Annotated in this window: 20 protein-coding genes; 7 read left to right on the top strand and 13 right to left on the bottom strand. The window is 40.4% G+C overall.

Annotated elements, in window-relative coordinates; all coding sequences use genetic code 11:
• Positions 1-24 precede the first annotated feature (24 nt).
• Positions 25-1,086 carry a hypothetical protein gene (locus WG989_RS01805; RefSeq protein ID WP_340426908.1) on the top strand — a complete coding sequence of 354 codons (1,062 nt, stop codon included), beginning with the start codon at positions 25-27 and terminating at the stop codon, positions 1,084-1,086.
• A 99-nt stretch (positions 1,087-1,185) separates the two neighbouring features.
• Here the strand turns inward: WG989_RS01805 and WG989_RS01810 are convergent, their stop codons facing one another.
• Complete coding sequence (locus WG989_RS01810) at positions 1,186-2,067, bottom strand: glycosyltransferase family protein (RefSeq protein WP_340426909.1); 882 nt, start codon at positions 2,065-2,067, stop codon at positions 1,186-1,188.
• 218 nt (positions 2,068-2,285) lie between these two features.
• Between WG989_RS01810 and WG989_RS01815 the strand changes: the two genes are divergently transcribed.
• Positions 2,286-4,091 (top strand): ABC transporter ATP-binding protein, encoded by a 1,806-nt coding sequence (locus WG989_RS01815; protein ID WP_340426911.1) that lies wholly within the window; start codon positions 2,286-2,288, stop codon positions 4,089-4,091.
• A gap of 129 nt (positions 4,092-4,220) precedes the next feature.
• On the top strand, positions 4,221-4,649 hold the full coding sequence (locus WG989_RS01820) for a DUF983 domain-containing protein (protein ID WP_340426913.1): 429 nt from the start codon (positions 4,221-4,223) through the stop codon (positions 4,647-4,649).
• 53 nt (positions 4,650-4,702) lie between these two features.
• Here WG989_RS01820 and WG989_RS01825 read toward each other — a convergent pair whose 3' ends face one another.
• The 6 genes from WG989_RS01825 to WG989_RS01850 all read right to left on the bottom strand — a co-directional run bounded on the left by WG989_RS01825 (position 4,703) and on the right by WG989_RS01850 (position 12,855).
• Complete coding sequence (locus WG989_RS01825; RefSeq protein ID WP_340426915.1) at positions 4,703-5,137, bottom strand: DUF2721 domain-containing protein; 435 nt, start codon at positions 5,135-5,137, stop codon at positions 4,703-4,705.
• A gap of 74 nt (positions 5,138-5,211) precedes the next feature.
• Positions 5,212-5,751, bottom strand: a complete 540-nt coding sequence (locus WG989_RS01830) for a hypothetical protein (protein WP_340426917.1) — start codon at positions 5,749-5,751, stop codon at positions 5,212-5,214.
• A gap of 28 nt (positions 5,752-5,779) precedes the next feature.
• Positions 5,780-8,134: a TonB-dependent receptor gene (locus WG989_RS01835; protein WP_340426919.1), complete on the bottom strand. Its 2,355-nt coding sequence runs from the start codon at positions 8,132-8,134 to the stop codon at positions 5,780-5,782.
• 107 nt (positions 8,135-8,241) lie between these two features.
• The gene (locus tag WG989_RS01840) at positions 8,242-9,822 is read right to left on the bottom strand and encodes a DUF1501 domain-containing protein (RefSeq protein WP_340426921.1); all 1,581 of its coding nucleotides are present in this window, start codon (positions 9,820-9,822) and stop codon (positions 8,242-8,244) included.
• 17 nt (positions 9,823-9,839) lie between these two features.
• Positions 9,840-11,525 (bottom strand): DUF1800 domain-containing protein, encoded by a 1,686-nt coding sequence (locus tag WG989_RS01845; protein ID WP_340426922.1) that lies wholly within the window; start codon positions 11,523-11,525, stop codon positions 9,840-9,842.
• Positions 11,526-11,676: 151 nt separating this feature from the next.
• Positions 11,677-12,855: a thiolase family protein gene (locus WG989_RS01850; protein ID WP_340426924.1), complete on the bottom strand. Its 1,179-nt coding sequence runs from the start codon at positions 12,853-12,855 to the stop codon at positions 11,677-11,679.
• A 134-nt stretch (positions 12,856-12,989) separates the two neighbouring features.
• Between WG989_RS01850 and WG989_RS01855 the strand changes: the two genes are divergently transcribed.
• Positions 12,990-14,099 (top strand): quinone-dependent dihydroorotate dehydrogenase, encoded by a 1,110-nt coding sequence (locus WG989_RS01855; protein ID WP_340426926.1) that lies wholly within the window; start codon positions 12,990-12,992, stop codon positions 14,097-14,099.
• Positions 14,100-14,156: 57 nt separating this feature from the next.
• Complete coding sequence (locus tag WG989_RS01860; RefSeq protein WP_340426927.1) at positions 14,157-14,963, top strand: TerC family protein; 807 nt, start codon at positions 14,157-14,159, stop codon at positions 14,961-14,963.
• A gap of 67 nt (positions 14,964-15,030) precedes the next feature.
• Here the strand turns inward: WG989_RS01860 and WG989_RS01865 are convergent, their stop codons facing one another.
• From WG989_RS01865 to WG989_RS01880, 4 genes are all read right to left on the bottom strand, one after another.
• Positions 15,031-15,948, bottom strand: a complete 918-nt coding sequence (locus tag WG989_RS01865) for a hypothetical protein (RefSeq protein WP_340426928.1) — start codon at positions 15,946-15,948, stop codon at positions 15,031-15,033.
• A 25-nt stretch (positions 15,949-15,973) separates the two neighbouring features.
• The gene (locus WG989_RS01870; RefSeq protein ID WP_340426929.1) at positions 15,974-16,528 is read right to left on the bottom strand and encodes a hypothetical protein; all 555 of its coding nucleotides are present in this window, start codon (positions 16,526-16,528) and stop codon (positions 15,974-15,976) included.
• Between the two features lie 195 nt (positions 16,529-16,723).
• Positions 16,724-18,313 carry an SGNH/GDSL hydrolase family protein gene (locus WG989_RS01875; RefSeq protein WP_340426930.1) on the bottom strand — a complete coding sequence of 530 codons (1,590 nt, stop codon included), beginning with the start codon at positions 18,311-18,313 and terminating at the stop codon, positions 16,724-16,726.
• A gap of 47 nt (positions 18,314-18,360) precedes the next feature.
• Complete coding sequence (locus WG989_RS01880) at positions 18,361-19,578, bottom strand: hypothetical protein (protein WP_340426931.1); 1,218 nt, start codon at positions 19,576-19,578, stop codon at positions 18,361-18,363.
• Between the two features lie 474 nt (positions 19,579-20,052).
• Between WG989_RS01880 and WG989_RS01885 the strand changes: the two genes are divergently transcribed.
• Together WG989_RS01885 and WG989_RS01890 are read left to right on the top strand one after the other, a co-directional pair.
• Entirely contained in the window at positions 20,053-21,906 is a 1,854-nt protein-coding gene (locus tag WG989_RS01885; protein ID WP_340426932.1) for a tetratricopeptide repeat-containing sensor histidine kinase, read from the top strand.
• Between the two features lie 40 nt (positions 21,907-21,946).
• Positions 21,947-22,579, top strand: coding sequence for a response regulator (locus WG989_RS01890; protein WP_340426933.1), 633 nt, complete (start codon positions 21,947-21,949; stop codon positions 22,577-22,579).
• On the opposite strand, the gene ruvB is transcribed toward WG989_RS01890, so the two are convergent.
• Both ruvB and WG989_RS01900 read right to left on the bottom strand, forming a co-directional pair.
• Complete coding sequence (ruvB, locus tag WG989_RS01895; protein ID WP_340426935.1) at positions 22,580-23,614, bottom strand: Holliday junction branch migration DNA helicase RuvB; 1,035 nt, start codon at positions 23,612-23,614, stop codon at positions 22,580-22,582.
• A gap of 75 nt (positions 23,615-23,689) precedes the next feature.
• Positions 23,690-24,406 carry a peptidoglycan DD-metalloendopeptidase family protein gene (locus WG989_RS01900; protein WP_340426936.1) on the bottom strand — a complete coding sequence of 239 codons (717 nt, stop codon included), beginning with the start codon at positions 24,404-24,406 and terminating at the stop codon, positions 23,690-23,692.
• Positions 24,407-24,477 lie beyond the last annotated feature (71 nt).

Below are 24,477 nucleotides of genomic sequence, written 5' to 3' on the forward strand. Positions count from 1 at the left end.
AGTTTACTACTGCAACTGAACGAAATGAATGTACTGATTATTGAAGTTGGCGGATCGCATATTGAATGTGTACACAGCATGGTGCATTACCTGCACATGAAAAACAATTCGGTGTTCGTTGCCTGCAATGAAAAGTTAGTTGCTTCAGTTGCTGAGCGGGAAAAAATTGTTGCTTTACTGGAACTTCCTGACAGACCAACAAATAAGCAGCATTTGCGAATTGCATATCAGCTACGCAAGTTTATTATCAAAAATAAAATCCAGGCAGTTGTGTTCAATACAACAGAAATTACCATTGTGCGTAACCTGCTGCTGTTATTGCCCCGGCTCAACTATACGGGCATAGTACACAATGCAAAGCGGCTTGAAAAAAGCTTTACGTTTACAAAGATCATCAGCCGGAAGATGAAGAAATTTTTTGTTCTGGGCGATTACCTGATCAGTAAGCTGCATCCGCATCATCAATTTCAGATTGAAAGTTTTTATCCCGTTTATTTTCCAGCTGTTACAACGCTCAATCCTATAAAACCGCCAAATGAATGCTGGATAACGATACCCGGAGAAGTATTTACAACCCGGAGAGATTATCTTGCTCTTATCAATGAGGTGGAGAATAGCAACCAGCTTGCAGAGAATATTAAATTTATTCTGCTTGGCTACAATCACCTGGATGAAGAAACAAACAAGCTGCTAAACAGCTCACCGCAATTAAAAAAACATTTTGTTACGTTCGATCATTACCTGAGCTACGATCTCTTTCACTCCTATATTCAGCAGTCAGATTATATTCTTCCACTTCTAAAGGCAGACGACGATGGCTTTTATGGTTCCGGCAGAATTTCCGGATCATTTAATCTTGGCCTCGGTTATCAACTCCCGTTTTTTCTGCCGGATAATTATCAGGAGAACCAGGATATTGCACCATACAGTATATACTACAACAATATGCAGCACCTGCTTGCACTAATTCAACAAACTGAAGCTGATCAAACCAGAAAGGAAAAACTGGTACAAACTTATAAAGCAGGTAAATTCAATAACGAGCAATTGCTGGCTGATAAAGTGCACCATTTCATTACCTCTTGATCTATCGATATGTACAACTTAGAGTAGTTTCAATTTGATACGGTAATTGCGTTTTTACAACAGATGAATGTGAAACATGTACACATGCTTGCAAACGGCTTACTTTATTCTGATTATTTTTGAATTGCTGAATGCAAATGGTCGTACGCCGGTTAATTTTTCGATGAAAGCAAGCAGCTTCATACGGGGCGATAATTTTTTCTTGTTTACATCCAATACCACCTCCCAGTTTTTTGAAGCAATACGTTCTTTCATCACAATTGGGTGCTCTCCCTCAAATTTCCGGATCGAATCAAATTCATTAAAATCAAATACCTGGTTCCGTTGCTTAAACTCATTCACAACCGCATCATCATCACTGTAAAAAACAAGGGTGTTATCCATTTTTCGCTTCATCTGCTCCGGGCTTTTTACCCAGCCGTAATGATATACTTCCGCTGCAACCGGCACTACGTTTAATTTTTTATCGCCTCTGCGAAAACCCTGTGCATCTCGGTAAGAAGTAATGGTTTTGTCGTTTTTCACTATCCTTACTTCACTTTTATACCACTTGCGGCTGTCGCCTACATAATCATACGTTCCATAAAAATGTAAATACTGAAACAACAGTCCGTCAACTCGTGGCTCATGACAATATTTTTCTGCTGTTGACCGGATAACGCTGTGATATTTTTCATGGATCACTTCATCGGCCTGTATGTAAAAGATCCAATCGGTGTCAGCCGAAACCTGTCGCATCACCTTATCGGTTTCCAATGCATACACCACACCACCTTTACGCAAACTCATGTCCCATGTTGAATACACAATCTTCAATTTATCCGATTGAATCGAGCGGATCAATCCATCCGTATCATCATCGCCTTTATCAATACTAACGATCATTTCATCCACCACAGGTAAAATAGAACGGATGGCTTCCACCACCGGGAAGTCGTTTAATACAGCATTGCGGATAATGGTAACTCCGGTAATCTTCATAACTGAGAATATCTTCAAAGAACCGATTTTTTTCGATACAAAGCAGCTCACATGGCTGCCACCGATCTCTGCCAAGCGGAAACCAATACGGTTGGATGTGGCAGTTCTTGTGAATCATTTACGGCTTTCAGAAAAAATCCGCAGGCTGTTTCCTGCAAACTTGTCTTATTTTTAAAGATGGTGTAAACTTTGACCTTCTTCAGCCTTTACCATTTATTATGAAACTTCTCATCAAATATTTAACCCCTTACAAGGGACTTGTTGCACTAACGATGGCGCTGGCCGCTATCAATATCGGTTTTTCATTGATCGATCCTATTCTGTTTGGCAAGCTGATCAATCTTGCCAACCAACATCAGGGTATTGAAAAACCACCTACTTCAAATTTTGACTGGAACCGTTTTTTTACTTCGTTTAGCTGGAAAGAACCGGGTGTATTTTTTGTACTGACCATGTCAATTTCAGTAGCTATGGTGAGTCGGATCGCCAAAGCCTTCCAGGATTATTTTCAGAATCTTACTACGCAGAAATTCGGTACGAAAGTTTTTACTGATGGATTACAACATGCCATGAAGCTACCTTACCAGGATTTTGAAGATCAACGAAGTGGTGAAACACTTTCGATCTTAACCAAAGTAAGAACTGACACAGAGAAATTTGTATCGGCCTTTATCAATATTCTGTTCCCCGTTATCATTGGCATTCTCATCGTTTCCATTTACGCTTCGAGCATTCACTGGTCACTTCCGTTTATTTACTTTGGCGGCATTATTTTATTGGTCATCATTTCCAATGCGCTCAGTAAAAAAGTAAAAGCGGTACAAAAAACCATTGTAGCGCAAACCACGCAACTGGCTGGTGCCACCACCGAATCGTTACGTAATATTGAACTGGTAAAAAGTTTAGGATTAACCGAACAGGAAGTATCCCGTTTAAATAAAAACACGTTTAAAATACTTGGGCTTGAACTCACCAAAGTAAAACGCATCCGAAGCATCAGTTTTATACAGGGAACATTTGTAAACACATTGCGCCAGGTTATCTTGTTTATGCTCATGTGGACGATCTTTCATGGTAGAATGGATGCAGGCCAGTTGGTAACCATGCAGATATTTTCCTTCTTTGTATTTGGGCCATTGCAGGAAATTGGCAATATTCTTCTCTCCTATCGTGAAGCGGAAGCAAGCATTACCAATTTTCACAAGCTGATGGAAAAGAAACCGGAAGCAACTCCCCGCAATCCATTACATCTCGGCAACATCGAAACCCTGCAATTCAACAATGTTTCATTCAAACATCAAACAGCGGGACAAAATGCCATTACTTCCATCAATTTCAATGTAAAGGTGGGCGAAACCGTTGCTTTTGTTGGTCCATCGGGTTCAGGCAAAACAACGTTGATGAAATTGCTGGTAGGATTGTATCGTCCACAGCAAGGAAGCATTTTATACAATGGCATGGATGAAAACTCCATCAACTTCGAAGACCTGCGTAACCAAATCGGTTTTGTAACGCAGGATACGCAATTGTTCAGCGGCACGATCAAAGAAAACCTGATGTTTGTAAATCCATCCGCAACAGATGAAGAGTTAACCGATGTGTTGAACAAAGCAAGTTGCCAGCGATTGTTAGCCAAAGCAGAAAAAGGGTTGGAAACAATGATCGGTGAAGGTGGATTGAAATTGAGTGGCGGTGAAAAACAACGCTTGTCGATTGCACGTGCCTTGTTACGCAAACCAAGACTTCTGATCTTTGATGAAGCAACTTCTGCACTTGACTCCATTACAGAAGAAGAAATTACAACTACTATACGGGATATTTCATCTGAAAAAAATCAGATCAGTATTTTAATTGCACACAGGCTGAGTACCATTATGCATGCCGACCGCATCTACGTGTTGGAAGGAGGAGATGTAGTTGAAACAGGATCGCACCACGAATTACTGGAAGAGAAAGGATTGTACTACGCAATGTGGCGACAGCAAATTGGTGAGCGCAAAAAACTGGTGGCTGCTACCAGTTAGTGAAAAAGGCAGGTAACCTTTCTATAAAAAATTGAAACTATTTACACGGGCCAAGGTTTGAAACTTTGGCCCGTGCTTTTTGTCACATATAGTAACTATTCGTTGGCTACCTTTGCAAAAAATCAGAACATGAGTGCATCAAAGCCACGACCGAACTATTTCTGGAGCATGCTTTCCATGCATTGCCCACGATGCAGAAGAGGGAAATTGTTCAAAGATCACAGCGCTTATAATTTCAAACACACGTTCAGCATGCACGATGAATGTCCTGTATGCAAACAAAAATTTGATATGGAGCCAGGCTTTTGGTATGGAACAGGTTATGTAAGCTATGCGCTAACAGTTGCTATTTCTGTTGCAACATTTGTTGCATGGTGGGTATTGGTCGGCGTTTCGTTTAGCGATAACCGTGTATTCTGGTGGCTGGGCATCAATTCTGTTCTATTGCTGATATTGCAACCCTGGCTGATGCGTTTAAGCAGGGCCATTTATCTCTATTTCTTTGTGCGCTATAATGAAGATTACGAAACATCGGAGCCACAGACGTTTGATTATTAAGATGAGTAATGAATGATGAGTGGAAAACTTTACCACTCATAACGGGTCATTCATTATTCGTCGTCCAGAAAATGTTTTAACAGGCTGGGGCGTTTCAATTCCATATCGCTCAACTCAAGGTCGATGGCCTTTGTGCTGAGAAAAATTTCCAATAATGAAAAAATCAGCGACGCCAGTAAACTCAATAAGCTAAAGGCAAATACCCACTTGGCTGCGCTGTCAAAACCACGAAATATCAAGTACATACACACCACACACAACAGAAAACTAAGTACACCCAACGCCTGCATATTCCTGATCATACTGATGCGTGTACGCACATTGCTGATTTGTTTGTGAATCATTCCGGTATCTTCTTCCTTTACATATTCATCATGCAGTTTACGAACCAGCGATGCCAATGCCAGAAAGCGATTGGTGTACGCCAGCATCAGTAACGTAATGGCAGGAAATAATAAAGCAGGTGTGGTGATGGATAACTCATTCATACCTTAAAAGTAATCAAGTGTTGCAAAACGAAAAAGCCGCATTGCTGCGGCCTTAAAAATAATATCGATTGCAATTATTGAATCACAACAGGAAATGTAACTTCAACATCGGTTTCGCCCTTTGAAATCAAATCGCCTAAGGCTTTTACACCGGGCTTATGTTTCAGTGTGATCTTTACTGAACCTCCGCTGTTGGTACCGGCCACCCAGTTCGATGTAATGCCCAATGGCAATCCGCCGGCATCTGTATTTAAGCCATTAATGGTAAGTGCTGCAGTTGTTACTTCGTAATAGACCTGGTGATCGGCTCCTTCTGCATTCACTTCAGTTGTAATATTCTCCGCCGGTGTTTTGCTTTCATCCAGAAACTCGATCGCACAGGCATACGTTGTATTTGGTGAAATTGAAATGGTATTGATCTGTGGTGCATTACCACCGGGTCCATCAACATCTTTCCATGTAAATGTTTGCGTTGCACCACCGGCCGCTGTTAATTTTACATTCACGGTTGTGATCAGTTCTTCTTCATTTTCTTCTTCGTTGTTTTTCTTTTTACAACCTGCGAGTATCAGTCCGCCAAGCATAACTACCGCTAAAAATTTCAAGTGCTTCATTTTCATAAAATTTAGTTGAATGATTGATTTATGATTTGTGTGTATGTTTCAGATCAAATGGAATGCGTACACGAAGCGAAATATTCCGTCCCATTTCATCACTGAAATAACGGAACGCATTCATATAATCTCTGTAAGCTTTATTTGTAAGATTGGTAACCGATAATATAAAGCTCCAGTTGCTATGTTTCATTTTCAATTTTGTTCCTGCCTCAAATGCAAGCAAAAAATAAGCCGGTGGCGGATTAAGATAATCGGATTGCTTGATAGATGTGCCGGGCACTTCAATGTTTCCGGTTGAAGGAACTCTTGTTTGCTCCAATACCCATGTACTGCTGATGCTTACATAACTATCATTCACTTTCCTTGCATTGCCGAAATTATATTCAACAGCTGCTTCGTACCTGTCTGATGGCATCTGGATCAACCATTGCTTTTTTTGTTTATCCCATGCACGTAACAATGATGCTTTTACGGAAGCTGCTACGTGTGCATCAAATTGATAGGCTGCAGAAAAATCCAATCCGCTTAACCGTGCATTGGTTTGTGTATACCGAAACGATGGAAATGCTCCTCGAATAGTTAACTCCGGAGGAAACGTTGGTTCAAGAAAAATAAATCCATCGATCCGTTTCAGATAAACACCCGCATCAATATCCCATTTGCTGTTGTTGAACAAGAGGTTTGCTGCAATGTTGTTTGAACGCTCTGGTGTAAGATTGGGATCACCTTTTTCAATACGTGCAGCGCCATGATGCAATCCATCTGCATACAATTCATTCACCTGTGGTGCACGCCACGCAGTAGATGCATTTACTGTTACACGAAAAGCAGGAACAAAGCGATAGTTGAAACCAATATTCCCGGATGCATTGTTGAACAGCCTGTCGGGATAGGTATTTACCTGCCCGTTATCGGTTGTATTAAAAATTGATTTACGATCGAAGCGGATACCTGCTTCAAGGTCCAGTTTATTCTTTGTCCATTTTTCAATCACAAACAATCCCGCATTGGTTGATTCGTAATTGGGAATAAATAAACGACGCTCGTAACTATTGTTCTGATACATGAACGAACCACCAATTGTTCCTCTGAATGCGCCGGTATTAAAATGATCCCATACTACTTCTGCCAAACCTGTTCCAATTGTTAAGTCCAGCTGTGGTGCATTGCTGCTGCTGGCAAATCGTTTTTGATCAAACTCCTGGCGGTTGTTGTACTGACCTGATACAACAAGATTCAGCCGACCAATAGTTCCTGTATTTCTCCATGCTTTGAATTTCAACAACTGGTGTTGAATGGATTGATAAGGCCTGTCTATGTTATACGAAAAACCTACCTCTTTAATATAATCAGGTGGATCTTTTGCCAGAATCGCATTCCACAGATCCGTTACATTACCAATATGTGAACCTGCAAAAATGCCCAGCTTTGTATTGAACTGCGAATAAAATAATTCAGCACCACGGTCTTGTTTTTTCCATCCTGCCGTAACAGAAAAATTATATTCTTCATTGGCTGAATTTGCCAACCAGTAATTCGGTGTGCGTGCATACCCGCCACGTTTAGCAGTTCCCTGTAAACGCCAGCTAAAAGCAGGACGTTTGGCACTATTGCCTTCGATCATAGCCGATAAAACACCCATCCTGTTATTGGTGAAAAACGAAGTATTGATCTCGCCGCCAATACCCGGATCGAACCGCAACAATTTCGGCTCAACCAATATTACACCTGCAATAGCATCGGCACCGTAACGAATAGCAGACGCACCTTTGATTACAGAAATACGATTGGCAATGAACGGATCAATTTCAGGCGCATGTTCATTACCCCATTGTTGTGCTTCCTGACGTACACCATTGTTTAAGATGAGTACACGGTTGCTATGCAAGCCATGAATGACCGGTTTGTAAATATTGGCACCTGTTTGTAATACGCTTACACCACTTATTTTTTTGATTGATTCTGCCAAACTTAATCCACGTGTTGCTTCGAGTGCTTTACCCTTTATTTCACTAACAGGAATTACATTTTTTGATGATTGATCGCCACGCACCACCACTTCACTCAACTCAGTTACCGCATGCGCCAGATCAATATCCGTTTCCAGATCTGCTTTAAGATGAATATGTTTTTCAGCAGGAATACAACCGGCATGTGTAATTTCTACTGTATATGTTCCGGGACAAAGACCTTTGAAAACAAAGAATCCATCCTTATCAGATATTTGAGTAAGCTTCAACTCTTTGATCAGGATCACCGCTTCATCCAAATGTTCTTTTGTTTCGGCATCATTGATATGACCTGACAGTGTAAGTGTGCATTGAGCATGCATTTGCTGCAAACACAACATAAAAATCAGTGAGAGGAAAATACGGCTCATTTGAAACATGGTTGCAAAAATGCAACAAAGTTTCAAATTTGAAAAATCTATTTTAAAAAAGGGAGGATGAGGCTGAAATTTTCACAAATCGTTATTTAGGATATTGCTTACCGCACCTTCAGCATGGGTTTCACCTGCTGTGTGCTTCCGTTCTGGAAACGCATATAATACACACCGGCAGGAAGTGTATACGAATCGAAGCTGATTTGATATTTCCCTGCACTGTAAGTTCGGTCGACCGGTGTAGTAAGTACACGACCAAGGGCGTCCATGATCTGTACCAATGTATGTCCGCCTTTGGTTGTAAAACTTATGGTGGTGGTTGATGTAAACGGATTTGGATAGTTGGAGATCAACGTAACACCTGCATTACGGTTATCATCTACATTCGTTAATACACAATTACCATTTGCACACAAACCAAGTTGCTGAAAATTTTGCAACATGATCGTTTCAAGCGTTGTATTATCAACACAAAACCAGTTTTGCAAAATGGTAGCATACACGCTGCGAAAATCGTATTGCATTGGTATATTATCATTTACCGCTGCAGTTACCGGTATAGTTGGGTTTACACCCGTGATGCCAGGATTTACTTTGCTGCCAAATACAAACAAAGGTGCAGCAGCTCCATGATCGGTTCCTGTACTTGCGTTCGATTTTATTCTTCGGCCAAACTCACTAAACGTCATACCTAATACACGGTCTTCAATACCTAATCCCTGCAGATCATCCTGAAACGCTTTCACCGCATCGCTTAACCGCTGCATCAACGTTGCATGATTGCCGGTAGATGTATCACCTGTATTGGTTTGTGCTGAGTGCGTATCGAATCCACCCATACTTACCATGTACACTCTTGTTTTCAATCCACCTTTAATTAACCGGGCAACAATTTTTAATTGGTCGGCCAATGTATTGGTAGTTGGATAAGTTCCCTGTGTTGGCACAGCAGCAGCCGCTGCAGAAATTCGTGATGAATATTGATTGGATTGTTTGGCCACTAAACGTACATACTGCAATGCATTGCCTGCTTTTGTTGCGGGTGCCGGATCCTCTATACCATTGATGAGATTATAAAAATTAGTAGCACTTGAAATGCTGATGCCCATGTTTACACTCGGACCCTGAAATGCTAATGATGCAGAAGAGCCGATCTGTATGCCCAATGGATCGGGCATGGTTGTATTGGGATAACCGACAGGATAATTAGCAAACTGATCGTTGAGATAACGACCTGCCCAACCGGAATACAATTGCTCATCACTATCACTCGCACTCATCCAGATATCGGTTGCACGGAAATGCGAAAAGTTTGGATTCGGATAACCAACGGCCTGTACTAAACGAAGTTTACCATTGTTGTACATGGTTTGCAAACCCGTCATGGAAGAATGTAAGCCGACTGTGTTCGTACCGTTTAAGGTGAGCACTTTGTTTTGCGGTATCGCAATATTTGTCCTTGCATTGTAATAGTTGCTGTATTGATCGAGTGGTATCACCATGTTCAATCCATCGTTACCGCCATTGAGTTGTATGATCACCAATACACGATCTGTTTCAACATAGGTATTTAGCAATGCAGCCATTACCGGGTTATCACCCAACACACGGATCGAAAAATTATCGATGATGGACGGCAGTATAGCTGCAGGTATTGTATTTTGTAAAAAGTCTCTGCGTTTCATTGAATCAGATTTTTGGATTAAGCCAACTGGTATTCAGCAAGATTCATGCAATACTTAAACAAGCCACGTAAACGGGTATTCACAATATTGAAATTCGTTGTTGTGGGCGATCCGATATAAATATTCCATGCATTGCTCCAATAGTAATCCTGATCTTGCCCGGTTAACAGAAAATCTTTTTTCAGCTGATCTTTTGATTGCTGCGTAATGGGTATCTGGAACAGCACTTCAAACAACTCGTTGATGAGTGCGTTTGGATCAGCAGGGTTGCTGAGCTTCTTGGTAAACTCTACGGCATCGATCACTATCTTTTTTCCACTGCGTGAATAACCATTTCCGATCATCAGATCACTAAATTGATTTCGCTTGGGCAGTGTATCTGTATTCACCCATATCTCATAATACTGCGGCACCTGGTAATAAGCGGGCCAACCTGCTACACTTGGCGGGTCGCCAATGTTTTGTTGATTCGTTGCTGCAACCGTCATAATATAATTCCACATACCATATGCATCTGCATAAAATGAAACCGCATCTGGAAAAACAACTTCCCATTCTCTGCACAATGCAACCGCATGATCAATGGGTGATTTTATCATCGCTCCCTGATTCATTACATCAAAAAAATGTTCGCTTTTGAGTAAGGCTTGCAGTGCCGGTTTTATTTCCCAATTGTTGGTACGTAATAGTAACGCCAATGGTTCGATCACGTTTGTTTCTGCAGCAGCATCAATATCATAATGCACAAAAAAGCGATAGAGTTTTTTTGCCATGAAGCGTGACACTTCAACATTCTTTGCAAAGATCATATTCAGCAGATCATCTAATTCGAGATCACCTGCTGTTGTTCCTGTTCTTCCGGTAATAACCGTATTACCAAAAAAAGAAGAAAATGTTTTGTTAGTTGAATCGTGGCGTGACGAAGTGAAATAGGATGGAAATGTATTCACATTACTATCAACACGCCATCCCGTAAGCACTTTTGCCGCAGCCTTTACATCCGCCTCCGAATAATTTGGATTGTTTTCTTTTCCCAATGTAAACAACTCCTGTAACTCACGACTGTAGTTTTCATCAGGAGCACTGGCGGTATTTAATCTTCCATTCAGGTAAATAAGCATTGCCGGATCAAGTGTAATATCCCGCACCAGCTGTTTAAAATTACCCAATGCTTTTGTGCGCAAAAGATTTGCATGTTTGTATAAAAAGTTAGCATTACCTACATCCACCGTTTCTGTTGCAAAGTGATTATGCCAAAACAGGGTCATCTTTTCACGTATACTCCTGTCTTGCTGCAGCATACAACCGATCCACCATTTTTTGAATGAGGCTCTGCGCCGGCTTTGAATGGTACCATCATTATTCACATTGCTGATCCAGGTTGCTCCATTGGCGACATCGTTATCGGGAGTTGTTACACCCGTTACACCATCATACTCTTTTACCGGCGGTGCAGGTAACGGATCAACAGGATTTAATAATTCATCTACAGCTTCATTCATGGTTTTAGCTGCGAAATAGCTGATATCACTTAGGCGTGAGCCAAACATTGTTCGTTTGAGCAGGTGGGTAACTTCTGTTTTGGTCCAGGCACCGGTATAAATAGTGAGGTCGGTTGTAGTGCGCCCAGCAACGGGTTTGGGTTTTACAACAGCAACCTGTTGCGTTTTTTTCTTTGCAGTAAGAAATGCTCTGCGATCCATAAGGCAGTTGGTTTAGAATAGAAATCCTGAATTAGAACGTTTTAAGGTACAAAAGTTTAATGAGGAGAATAAAAAATAGTACGGAGGATATCTACCATAAAAAATCCCGCCAAAAAGGCGGGATCATTTGCTTTTATTACGATTGCATCATTTACATAATATTCTCAATAATTCCTGCAATGCCTTGTCCACCTCCAACACAGGCCGTTACAATGCCATATTTTTTATTGAGTCGTTTCATATCCTGTGTGATCTGGATGGTCAATTTTGCACCGGTGCAACCTAACGGATGGCCTAATGCAATAGCACCTCCATTGATATTTACAATATCAGGATTAAGATTGAGCGTACGAATTACTGCCAACGCCTGCGAAGCAAAGGCTTCATTCAATTCAAACAGATCAATATCATTCAAATTCATATTCGCCTGTTTCAATACTTTAGGCACTGCTTCAACAGGGCCAATACCCATAATGCGTGGATGCACACCTGCAGAAACACAATTTACCAAACGTGCAATTGGTTTTAATCCCAATTGATTCACCAAACGTTCACTCATCACTATTACAAACGCAGCACCATCACTTGTTTGTGATGAGTTACCTGCAGTTACTGTTCCGTTCACTGCAAAGGCCGGTTTCAACTTTGCTAACGATTCTGTGTTGGTATCTGCACGCACACCTTCATCTGTATCGATCACATAATTTTTTGTTTGTTTTTTTCCTTTTGCATCAAGCGATACTTCTTCAACATTAATTGGAAGTATGCCGCCTTTGAAATAACCATTTTCAATAGCCGCTTTCGCTTTCATATGAGAGTTGTATGCAAACAGATCCTGGTCTTCACGATTTACATTGTATTCTTTTGCTACTGCTTCGGCTGTTAAGCCCATACTCAAATAATAATCAGGTTCATCTTTTGCAATGGAATAAGCAGGCACAGTTTTCCAACCTGCAGTTGGCACCATACTCATGCTTTCGGTTCCGCCGGCAATAATACATTCGGCCATGCCCATCCTGATCTTTGAAGTGGCAATAGCAATTGTTTCCAAGCCGCTGGCGCAATAACGGTTCACCGTCATACCCGGTGCATGAAAACCGACAGCTCGTGCAGCAATAATGCGGCCCACCTGTAACCCTTGCTCTGCTTCGGGTACAGCATTTCCTACAATTACATCATCTACCTGCTTTGGATCGAGCTGCGGCACACTTGCCAGCAATCCTTTGATAACATCAATTGCCAGGTCATCGGGTCTTGTAAACCGGAATCCGCCACGTTTTGACTTGCCCACTGCTGTGCGGTAACCCGCTACGATATATGCTTCCTGCATAGTAATATTTTTAGGTTCAATCGTTAAATAGTTGTTTATGCAACTTTCTAGTTCAAAGTTAAGGTTTCAAAAGAAATATCACCAAATCATTGCTGTTAATTTGTGATCGGCTTTTGGGGTTTATCTTCGCAGCCATGTACAAGTTGATTCGTTCGTTTTTCTTTTTGTTTGATGCAGAGAAAGTTCACTACTTCGCCATGAATGCGCTGCATTTCTTCTGTTCGATAGGATTCATCAGAAAACTGTTAGCCAACAATTTTCAACCAACAGCAAAAGGCCTCGCTGTTGAAAAATGGGGATTGGAATTTAAAAATCCGGTTGGCCTTGCAGCAGGTTTTGATAAAAATGCAAAATACCTGCGGGAGTTGGAAGTGCTTGGTTTTGGTTTTGTGGAAATAGGAACCGTTACACCCAAACCTCAGGATGGCAATGATACACCACGCCTCTTTCGTTTACCGAAAGATAAAGCCATCATCAACCGCATGGGTTTTAATAATGAAGGAGTGAAAGTGGTGGCACAGCGGTTGAAGGAATGGCGTTCGAAAAACGAAGTACGAAATACAAAGTACGATGGCAGCAAAACGCAACTCACCACTCATTATTCATCACTCATCATCGGCGGTAACATCGGTAAAAACAAAGTAACGCCGAATGAAGATGCATGGAAAGATTATGAGATCTGTTTTAATGAACTGTTTGATTACGTCGATTATTTTGTGGTGAATGTAAGCAGCCCGAATACACCCGGCTTGCGTGAGCTGCAAGAAAAAGATTCGCTGCATAAAATTTTATCACATCTGCAAACGCTGAGAGCTGCACGTTTAAAACTAAAAGCAGAAGAACATATACAAAAACCGATCCTGTTGAAAATTGCACCCGACTTAACTCAATCGCAGCTGGATGATGTAATTGATCTGGCAAGAGAAATTCAACTTGATGGATTGGTGGCGAGTAATACAACCATCAGTCGGGAAGGACTTACCACCGATGCTTCTGTTGTAACGGCCATTGGTGCAGGTGGCCTCAGTGGTTTGCCAGTGAAGCAACGCAGTACAGAAATTGTACAGTACATTGCACAAAAATTAAAAGGCGAGGTACCTGTTATGGCAAGTGGTGGAGTTTTCACTGCGGCCGATGCAAAAGAAAAACTAAATGCAGGTGCAGCGTTGGTGCAGGTGTGGACAGGTTTTATTTATGAAGGCCCAGCAATCGCAAAGAAAATTTGTAACAACTTACATCAATAAGTAATTGGCAAGATGATTTGCCTGTTGCTTTTTGCAAATTGACAATTCAGGAAAAAAATGGAACATCTTTTTACGTCAGAGAGTATTATCAGTTTTATCGTTCTTGTTGTGCTGGAAGTAGTGCTGGGTATAGATAATGTAATTTTTGTAAGTATTATTCTCAACCGTTTAAAATCGATCAAAGATCAGAAGCGGGCACGCCGGTTGTGGATGATCACCGGTATTCTTTCCCGCAGTTTATTGCTGATGGGTTTAGGATGGTTGCTGACGCAAAAAGGAAAAGCAGTATTTACCATTGCAGGAAAAGGATTTGACCTTGCAAGTTTAGTAATGCTCGCCGGAGGTTTATTTCTTATTTATAAATCGGTTCACGAAATACATCAAAAGCTGGAAGGGGAAGATCCGAACCAGGATCCCAAAAATGCAAAAGGCATTTCGTTTGGTCAGGCCATTGGTCAAATCATATTGATCGATGCGGTGTTCTCATTCGATAGCATTATTACTGCCGGTGGTACAGCAAAGCATGTTGAGATCATGATTGCTGCTGTAGTAATTGCCATGACGGTGATGTTTTTGTTCAGTCCAAAAATTGCAGGTTTTATTCATCAGCATCCTACATTGAAAATGCTTGCACTCTCCTTTCTTGTAATGATCGGTTTAAGTTTAGTAATTGAAGGATGGAATGCAGAAGCTGCTCACGAATTACATTTGAAAAATTATATCTACTTCGGTATGGCGTTCTCCTTTGCTGTGGAAATGCTCAACATGGTAATGCGCAAACGTGTATCGAAAAAGAATGTAGTGAAATTAAATGAGCCCGTGTTGCAACCGAAAGAAGAAGGTTATGATGACATGGCGAAATAAAGAATTGCATAAATAAACAGAAAGGCGCACTGGTTATTCAGTGACGCCTTTTTTATTTAAAAAAATACTATTCAATTCCCCGCTCTGCATCAGTACCATAAACAAAATAGACCCCTCTATTAAAACCACCTGAAGACGTTGCTCTTGTTTGAATAAAGTTGCATAAGTTAATTCCATCACAGTTTAAATTAAATAGAATTGAACCAGGCTCCATATCTAGGTATCTAATTGCAAAATCTCTATATGTAAGCACCCCTTCCAGTGCAATATTAAATGCAAACACCAGTTTGCTGGAACTACGTTCAACAATCCTGAGATTTCTAAGAATGCTGTTAGTTATAGTGTTTCCATTATTTTTTATACCTCTCACCAAGTGTAAACGGTGGCCTTCAAAAGTCACTCTTATTTCTGTGCCAAGTGCTTCAGCCGTGCCTGCCGTTACAGTTCTACCCCCTGCTGTAAATAAGCTTTGAAATAATATTCTTGCATTTTGCTGAAGGTTTAATGTAAAAGTGCTTTCATCTGTACCAAGAAGCGATGGACGTATTAACCTCACTGTTCGGTTGCCGGCAGCAGCAGACGGACTGATCGTTAACTCAAAATAAATCCAGGATTTTTGAGTAGATAATCCCCTACCATCTACTCCTTTCGAAATAATTCTTGACAGTGTAACTCCTGTTCCGCTCACAACAATCCTATTTGTAAGATCTAACCAGTCTTTTTGTGCAATGAGTAAAATTAATTTTTCTGAAGTTGAACCAAAAGCAGTAAATGCATTAACAGTATTACCAGAACCTGTAATACGATAATTGCGATCGAACGGGCCTACCACTTCTCCTGTAGAAGTATAATACGGCCGTTTCACAATCTGATGACTTTCCGGAGTTCCGCTTGCAAAAGCCTGCCGGGAGTATAAAGACTGAGCGTTGACATAACTGCAGGTAAATGAGAATATAGACAAGATCAAAATAATTCGCTGTTTCATACAAAGTGATTTAGGGATTTAGAAATTAACCACCAATGTTTATGCATTGATTACGTACTGTTAAAACTGCTGTTACTTGTCTATTACCAATTTGAATACTGCCGGTAAATACTTTGCCTCCATTTGGTATGGTTGCAGATAATTCCCGCAATGGAATATCTGTTGTTAAAATACCCGACTTTAGATACAGACTGGTTGCCAGACGGCCGGTTGTAGGATTAAGAAATCCCCCAAATGTGGTTACTACTCCTGTATTTGATCTTACAATCATTGGCGTTAAATCAATCTTTGAACAGGTTATTAGCTGAGGTATTAATGGTGCGCCTGTATAAGTAGTTATTACATCTGATGTGGTTTCATGTACAACCATCGTTAATGTGGCCATTGCTGTATAAACATCGCAAGACCCCGGTCTATTCTTGATATAATCAAAAATATAGCGGTACTCTGCCTTTGCAAGAGTAGAACAGTCGAACACAGTTTTCAACAACCTGCTTGACTCAGAAGTTAAAGTAGGGGTTTGTGCATGCAATTGCATACTTGCAATTACTAAAGTAATAGAAAAGAATACTTTTTTCATAATACTGTTTTAATTTGATGAAATTGTAGAATTGTATAAAGCAGAAAATAGTTATGCTATCATTTCACATTATAACAACTGTTTACTTGTTACAACTGACAGCGATCACAATAGTTTTTATTCATAATAGGTGTTATCCCATCTAAATATGCAATTGATACCACAGGTATAAAACCTGTAAAATTTCAGTTTGTATCAAAAATTCAAATTCTGCAACTTACTCGGATCAATGTTAAGTTTAACAGGATCTAAAGCTACTCTGTACTTCAACAGACTATTTGTTAGCTGAGATTGGGTTGACATAATTGTGGTTAATTTTGATACCATTGCTTTAAACTCCATTTCTGCTATGGCTTTTTCTTTTGCCGCAGCAATTGCCCTCGCCTTTGCATCCGCAATAAACGCTGTATGTACATTCGTAATACTTGTTAAAAGCTGATTATATAATTTATCTCTGTAAATTTCCCTGAAGCCTGTAGCATTTGGGTGCATGGTACCAAACTTATCGCCCTGCCTTGCAAGTGACTGGGAGAGAGAGTTTACATAACCTTCGCAATTGCAGATTCCATTTCGCAAAGCTTCATTAGATACATCCACAAAATCCCACCCGTGCAATGCAGCAGCTACCGCAACAGCTTTATTCAACGGAGCCAAAAACCGATCATAAATAAATTTCCAGTCTGTTTCGTTTAAATTATTCTCGGCTGTCCAGCAAAGTCGTTTGTCGGAAACAATTCCAGGCATACAAAAATTCGCATCAAAGCCCCCGCCTGGTAAAGGATTACCAGTTATTACATTGGGATAGTTAAACCAAACAACTCTTCCAACGTCTACTTTTGATTGCAGATAAGTCTTAAACAAAAGGAAATTATCCGGAAGACGTGTAAATGCAGTTTGTACTCTAGACATTAACTCCTGATCATTTTTAAACTCTGAAAAAACAGAAGTTAATCCCTGCACAACAACATCTCCAAATCCCAAATCATTTCCACCTCCGTCAGATAATAAAATATCCAAACCATCATAACCTTTGGCCCTTAACCAAGCTGTTACAAGATCAACCTGTAAACCTTGCTTGGTTCCTGCAGAAGGGTTTTTCTCATCTTTTAATTGAGCATTCTGATAAAAGTCTGTAAGTTTCGCACCACTGCATGTAACATTGATATAATCAATTTCAATACGTTTACGTTCTACTTTCAATTTCCGCACAGCCAACTCACCTCCGCCATTTGCAGAACGATGACAAGGATCATTCAACCATGCACTGCCTTTAGCACCTTCGCCAGACGCATACGAATCTCCCAATAAAGCGATCGTTAATGGCCTTGGCATAACAAAACTCAATACTCTTCCATTGCTGATGGTTAAGGAACTGGTGGCACCTGAAGGGGTGTGCGTTCGAGCCCATGAATAAAACAGCTTTGTACCTTTTGAAAAAACTCTTTCTCTTGAATTGATAGCCGGCCTCCCACTATGCGGGAAGATGACCACAGCTTCAACCTTTCCATCAATAACAGCACCAACCTGTGTAGTAACTGATTCAAAATACTTAGTGGGATCCCGACGGGCAAGATCAAATGCATTAGCGACAGCAATAGAATCTGTACCATACACTACACTGATGCGCACCTGAGAAACCGAAAGACCTCTTAAATCAACAATAGCCGAAGCAAAACGCTCACCAGGTGCCAGAGGAGCTTTCAAAGAAGTAAAGAACTGCGCATGCACACTTTGATAAAATAAGAATGCTGCTAAAAATAAAACAGGCATTGTAAGCTTGTTCATGGTATTATATTTTTGGGGGTTGACATTAATTTATTGTTGAGTTGGGCCTACCGCATTAAACATGCAATTGATACCACCGGTATGAACCCTGTAAACTTCCAGTTCTTATCAAAAATGCCACGCATACCATAGTTCAATACCACATTACGGTTCATGCGCCAATCGCCGCCAATGGCAATGGTATTAGGCTGCACGATATTCCACTTAACAGAATTACCCACTACCTCAAATCCGTCAGGCGATTCAAATACTTTTGACAATGCTTCAACCGGTGTACGTAAGCCTTTTCTTTCATATAAAAATTCTGCAAAAAAGGTAAAATAGGAACCTCCGTAGCGTAGGTTAAGCCCGGCCGTTAGTAATGTATTATCTGCTACTGCAACCTGCGTTAACTCATCGCCGGTTGATGTATTACGAACTTGAAAATTCAGTTCTTCCTGATACCAGCTGTTGCGCACTAATCCGGAGAGCAGCCATTTTTTTCCCATACCAATACTGAAGTTTGCCCAGCCGGCCCATGCCGTACTTCGGTTTAACCGAAGTGATTTAAGAGACCCGCTGCTATCGGTTTGATAGGAATACACTCTGCCGAATGCTGCATCAAGAGAAGTTACATTCCAATGCTCGGCAATAAATACTTTTGCCCGTTCATTGATTTCTGCATTACGTCGAGTGTTGATTGTTAAGAGTAAATCTTCCGTTGCTTTGATCTGGTTCCGCAATTCAGGTTTTGCAAGAATGTTTACAGTAGTGTCTAACTGTTGTTTTAATTCTTTCAGCTTTGTTTCCAGTTCGATCTTTTCGGCGCCGAAACGTTCGGAGATGTCGGCATACAGTTCTTTTGCCATTAACGGATCTCTTGATCGGAAAATGTTTGTCTTTACTGCAAACCCTATTCGCCGGTCATTATTCTCATCTTGTACAGAACCAACAGACAGATCAACCGAAGCAAGCTTTCGCATAAAGCCGGATGCTGCTTGATACTTACTCAAATCTTTACGGTTATAGAATAATTCCCAGAAAGGTTGCGATTGTATTGCCAGGTTGGGACTCAGCCGCCATGATTTAAACGACCAGTCAACTTTAAAATCTTTAATATCGGCTGTACGATTGATTTGTGAAGGTGTTACACCCATCACGTCAAATACAGGAGAAGCAGGTATTGCAAATTCTTTAGGAGACACTTTGTTGGGTGCACCGGCATCCTGTGCAGAAACATCAACAAGCATTACTATAAACAGGGGTAAAAAAATGAAACGCTGCATAGTGATTTATTTCGTCCTCAAAGTTGCAGTTGTGCCCTAATTGTTTCTATACCTGATGCCTGTGGTTTTAAATAATAAAAAATACCTGAAAGGAGGTAGAGAACTTACGGCTTTAGATTTTATCTTACCGAAGAAAATAAACCCAACATTAACTAATTGCTTATGTACTACTATTCTCATAAACTGAAAGATTGCACACTTTTCTTCTTATTCAACTTCCACACTGCAATTCATTAGTCAGCTTTATATAACAATCCTGTTCACTATCAAATTAATCAAGCCACAGTAATACTTACGTGCATATATAGCACAGCTAAAAAAATGACTATGCAAAGAATCTTAAACTTATGTCTTCTCTTATTGACCCTGTGCTGTTGTGGGATAAATGTTATTGCGCAAACCCCGGAACAATTAGTAGATAGTTTACGAAAAGAATTACCAAAACAAAAGGAAGATTCAAATAAGGTAAACCTGTTGATAGAAATCTGTAATAATATAAGCTATTACGATCTGGACCAAGCCGTCAACTATGGATTGCAGGGGTTGGCCCTTAGTAAAAAAATTGGTTATCAAAAAGGCTCTTCAAAAATGGCCTACATCCTTGGCTTTGTATATGCCGATCAGAATAAATTTAAAGAATCAGCCAATATGTATGATGAAGCCGAACAGATTGCTATAGCAGAAAAAAATCAGGAATTACTTGCAAAAATCAGTAACGGCAGAGGTAGTTGGCATTTTATGCAGAGCGATTTTTTTAATGCCTCCTATCATTATTCCAAAGCGTGTGAATATTTTCAATTAGTTAAAGATACCGCCAGAGAATTAATAGCCTATCAGAACCTCATTGCAACGATCGGTTCGTTAGAAAATTATGATAAGAGTATAAAACTGAGCCTCGAGTTGGTTGAAAAAGTAAAACGCTTTAACGACAGCTCACAAGTAGCGTTTGCTTATAATCATTTGATTGTTGCATATCTCGGAATTAAAAAGACAGATGAAGCTTCTAAATACGTTCCCTATTTAAGAGCATATATAGAAAAAACCAGCGATCTTGCATTTGCTGCTGACTCGTACAGTATACTGGGCCTCTACTATGAACGTAAGGGTGAATATGACACTGCTCTTATGCTTCATAAAACCGGATTAAAAATATCACTTCGTGAAAATTTTCAGCCGGCATATCTCAATCTTGCAATAGGCAGGACCTATTTAAAGAAAAAAGATTTACCAAATGCATACTACTATCTTAATGAAGCATTAGTTCTTGCAAAAAAATCAAAATCAATTGATGTGCAATACCGGGTATGTGCACAAATGAGTACATATTATGCAGCCATTAATGACTATAAAAATGCATACAAATACAGTATTGAATATGAAAAACTGAATGATAGTGTGCTATCAACTAAAACCAGACAATATGCTTCTTTTCTCGAAGCATCGTTTGAAAACAGTAAAAAGGAAAAACAAATTTCAGCGCTCGAATTATCTAACACACAAAACGAGCTTGCTGTAGTACGCAGAAACAGGATGCTCATTATTACTGGTTTGCTTGCTATAACATTATTATCAATTCTTGGATTTCTGTATAGGGTGAGTCAACAAAAAAGAACCATTGCAGAAAAAGACAAAATATTACAACAGGAACAAATCAAATTCCTCGAACGGCAACAACAGGTTGTTTCGTTACAAAGTATGGTGAACGGGCAGGAAACAGAACGCACACGTATTGCTAAAGACTTACACGACGGACTTGGAGGTTTATTTTCTACTGTAAAAATGCATTTCAGCACATTGCAGCACGAGCAACAGGAGTTGCAAACCAATCCCCTCTTTTCTAAAAGCTATGAACTTATTAATACCGCTTCGGAAGAAGTACGCCGCATTGCACACAATATGATGCCTGAAGTATTACTGAAGATGGGTGTTGTACAAGCTACACAGGAATTATGCAACAGCATCAGCGCAGGCAAATTGCTGAAAGTAGCCATGCAATCGTACGGTATGGAAAAACGATTGAATGCCTCAACGGAGATCATGCTCTTCCGCATTATACAGGAACTACTTAACAACATTATTAAACATTCGCAGGCAACCGAAGCCATTGTTCAATTTAACAGAGAGGGCAATCGCTTAAGTATTACGGTAGAAGATAATGGCCGTGGATTCAATATGAAAGAAAGCGATGAGAAAATAAGTGCAGGCCTTTCATCGGTAAAAAGCAGGGTACAATATTTAAACGGGCAGTTGTCTATCGATTCACAAAAAGAGATTGGGACAACCGTGCTGATGAATTTTTTAATTAACGATGGAGAAATAGTTACATAAGGCTGGCTTTTTGTATTTTCAGCGGAGCGAACAAAGTACTATGATCAAAATCCTCGTTGTTGATGATCATCCTTTAGTGGGTGATGGTATTTCCACTATGTTGAAAGATGAACTGCATCTGAATGTTTGTGGCATTTGTAAAAATGGCAAACAGGCTATTGAATCTTTCACTGAATCAGAACCGGATGTGATACTCCTCGATATCAGCCTTCCTGATATTGATGGTATCGAATTATGCAGCATCATCCGCAAACAAAACAAAGAAGTAAAGATCATTGGTCTTACTTCCACCAATGAAGCCGGCATCATCAGCCAGTTTTTGGCAAAAGGTGGTAATGGCTATTTACTGAAAGATATGGAGCGATATGAATTACTGGAAGCTATTGATGAAGTAATGAATGGCAAAATTTATCTCAGCAAAGCAGCCAACCAAAAAATTCTGGAGCAATTCAACTCATTAAAGGATGCTGCGCAAGAGTTACCCGGTCTTACACGCAGAGAAAAAGAAATACTGAAATTATTGTACGATGGATTCAATGGCCCTCAAATTGCTGAGAAGCTTTTTTTAAGTCATTATACCATCGAAACACACCGCAAAAACCTAATGCAGAAACTGAATGTAAGCTCAACGCAACAGTTATTAAAACTAGCCCTTGAACACAAACTGATCTGATCAGCTGAACAAATTTGGCCCAGCCCCACTGCTGTAGGGTTTCTTTCCTAAATGTTCATACGCTTTGGCGGTAACTTCTCTTCCCCTTGGTGTACGTTGTAAAAAGCCTTCCTGTATCAGGAATGGTTCATACACTTCTTCCAGTGTACCCGCTTCCTCGCCAACAGCTGTTGCAATTGTTGTGATGCCCACAGGGCCACCTTTGAACTTCTCAATTATGGTGAGGAGAATTTTGTTGTCCATATCATCTAACCCGTACTCATCTACATTCAATGCTTTGAGGCCATGTTGTGTTACACCCAAATCAATTACACCATTACCCAATACCATTGCAAAGTCACGCATACGACGCAACAATCCATTTGCAATACGTGGTGTGGCACGACTGCGACCAGCAATTTCTTTTGTAGCATCGCTGGTGATCTTCACATTTAAAATTCCGGCAGCTCGTTGAATAATTTTTTGCAATGTTTCTGCATTATAATATTCCAGTCTTGACTTAATTGCGAAACGTGATAACAATGGCGCACTCAACAAGCCACTTCGTGTTGTCGCACCCACCAATGTAAATGGATTGAGGTTGAGTTGAATGCTTCTTGCATTGGGACCGCTGTCGATCATGATATCGATACGGTAATCTTCCATCGCCGCATATAAATATTCTTCCACCACAGTACTTAGGCGATGGATCTCGTCAATAAACAACACATCATGCGGTTCGAGGCTGGTAAGCAATCCCGCCAGGTCACCGGGTTTTTCAATAACCGGTCCGCTTGTTTCTTTAATGTTCACACCAAGTTCGTTCGCAACAATTCTACTCAACGTTGTTTTTCCCAAACCGGGAGGACCATGAAACAATACATGATCCAATGCTTCGCCACGCATCTTCGCAGCTTTAATAAATATCTTGAGATTATCGATGATCTGTGGCTGGCCGGAAAAATCTTCTATACTCGACGGACGAATATTATTTTCAAACTCCTTATCAACAGAAGTTAATGCTTCTTTATCGCTATTTAAATTGGGATTGGCCATCGGTTGTAAAACTAAGGAAAAAGGGCATGAAGTGAGTGGTGAGTAGTGAATGGTGAGTGGTAAAGCGATAGTTTGCTATTCATGATTGATATACCTGTTCATCTGCAAAAGCAAATCAGCATCCGGACAATTTTCTAAATAAAAATCTTTATCACTCAAACGGCAAACACCGGGATAATCACCTTCTTTTAACTCAATATCAATAATGATCTGAAAATGCAGATGCGGAGGCCAGTGACCATTTTCATGCGGCTCACCAAAATGTGCAAATGGTTCACCACGGTTGATATACTGTCCTTCTGTGATTGCCAGATCTTTCAAACTTACATGTCCATACAATGTATAAAACGCAACACTTTCCAACTGATGCAATAAGATGATCGTAGCACCATAATCGCCATACGCATCATTGAATTTAAAACTGTGTACCATGCCGCCGATAGGTGCAGATACAGGTGTTCCTGCTTTCCCCCAAATATCAGTCCCCAAATGCAATCGCCTTGGTTCTCCTCCATCGGGTGAATCAAATACATTACTCCGGCTGTAAACACTGCGAAGCTCAGCATAGCCGCCAATACCATAACGAGCGCCGGCATTTCCAAGTTGTTGATCAACATAGCTGCTGAACTTTGACACATCTTCAATCACTTCTTTTGTAAGTTCTGTATTTGATTCAGTGAAATTCATTTTCAGCAATCGATCCTTTTCAGGTTCAAAAGGCACAACGGGATAGTATTGATGTTTGTTCTTTTCCAGAATATTGATGAGTGGAGTCGCCATTTGTGTAAGCATTCTTTATGTTGCTAAATTACCATTCTGTCAGCAAGCATGCAGAAATATATTCTCAAAAAAGAACCCCGGTC

Origin of the sequence: Lacibacter sp. H407 (assembly GCF_037892605.1) — a bacterium.
In the GTDB taxonomy this organism is placed as follows: domain Bacteria; phylum Bacteroidota; class Bacteroidia; order Chitinophagales; family Chitinophagaceae; genus Lacibacter.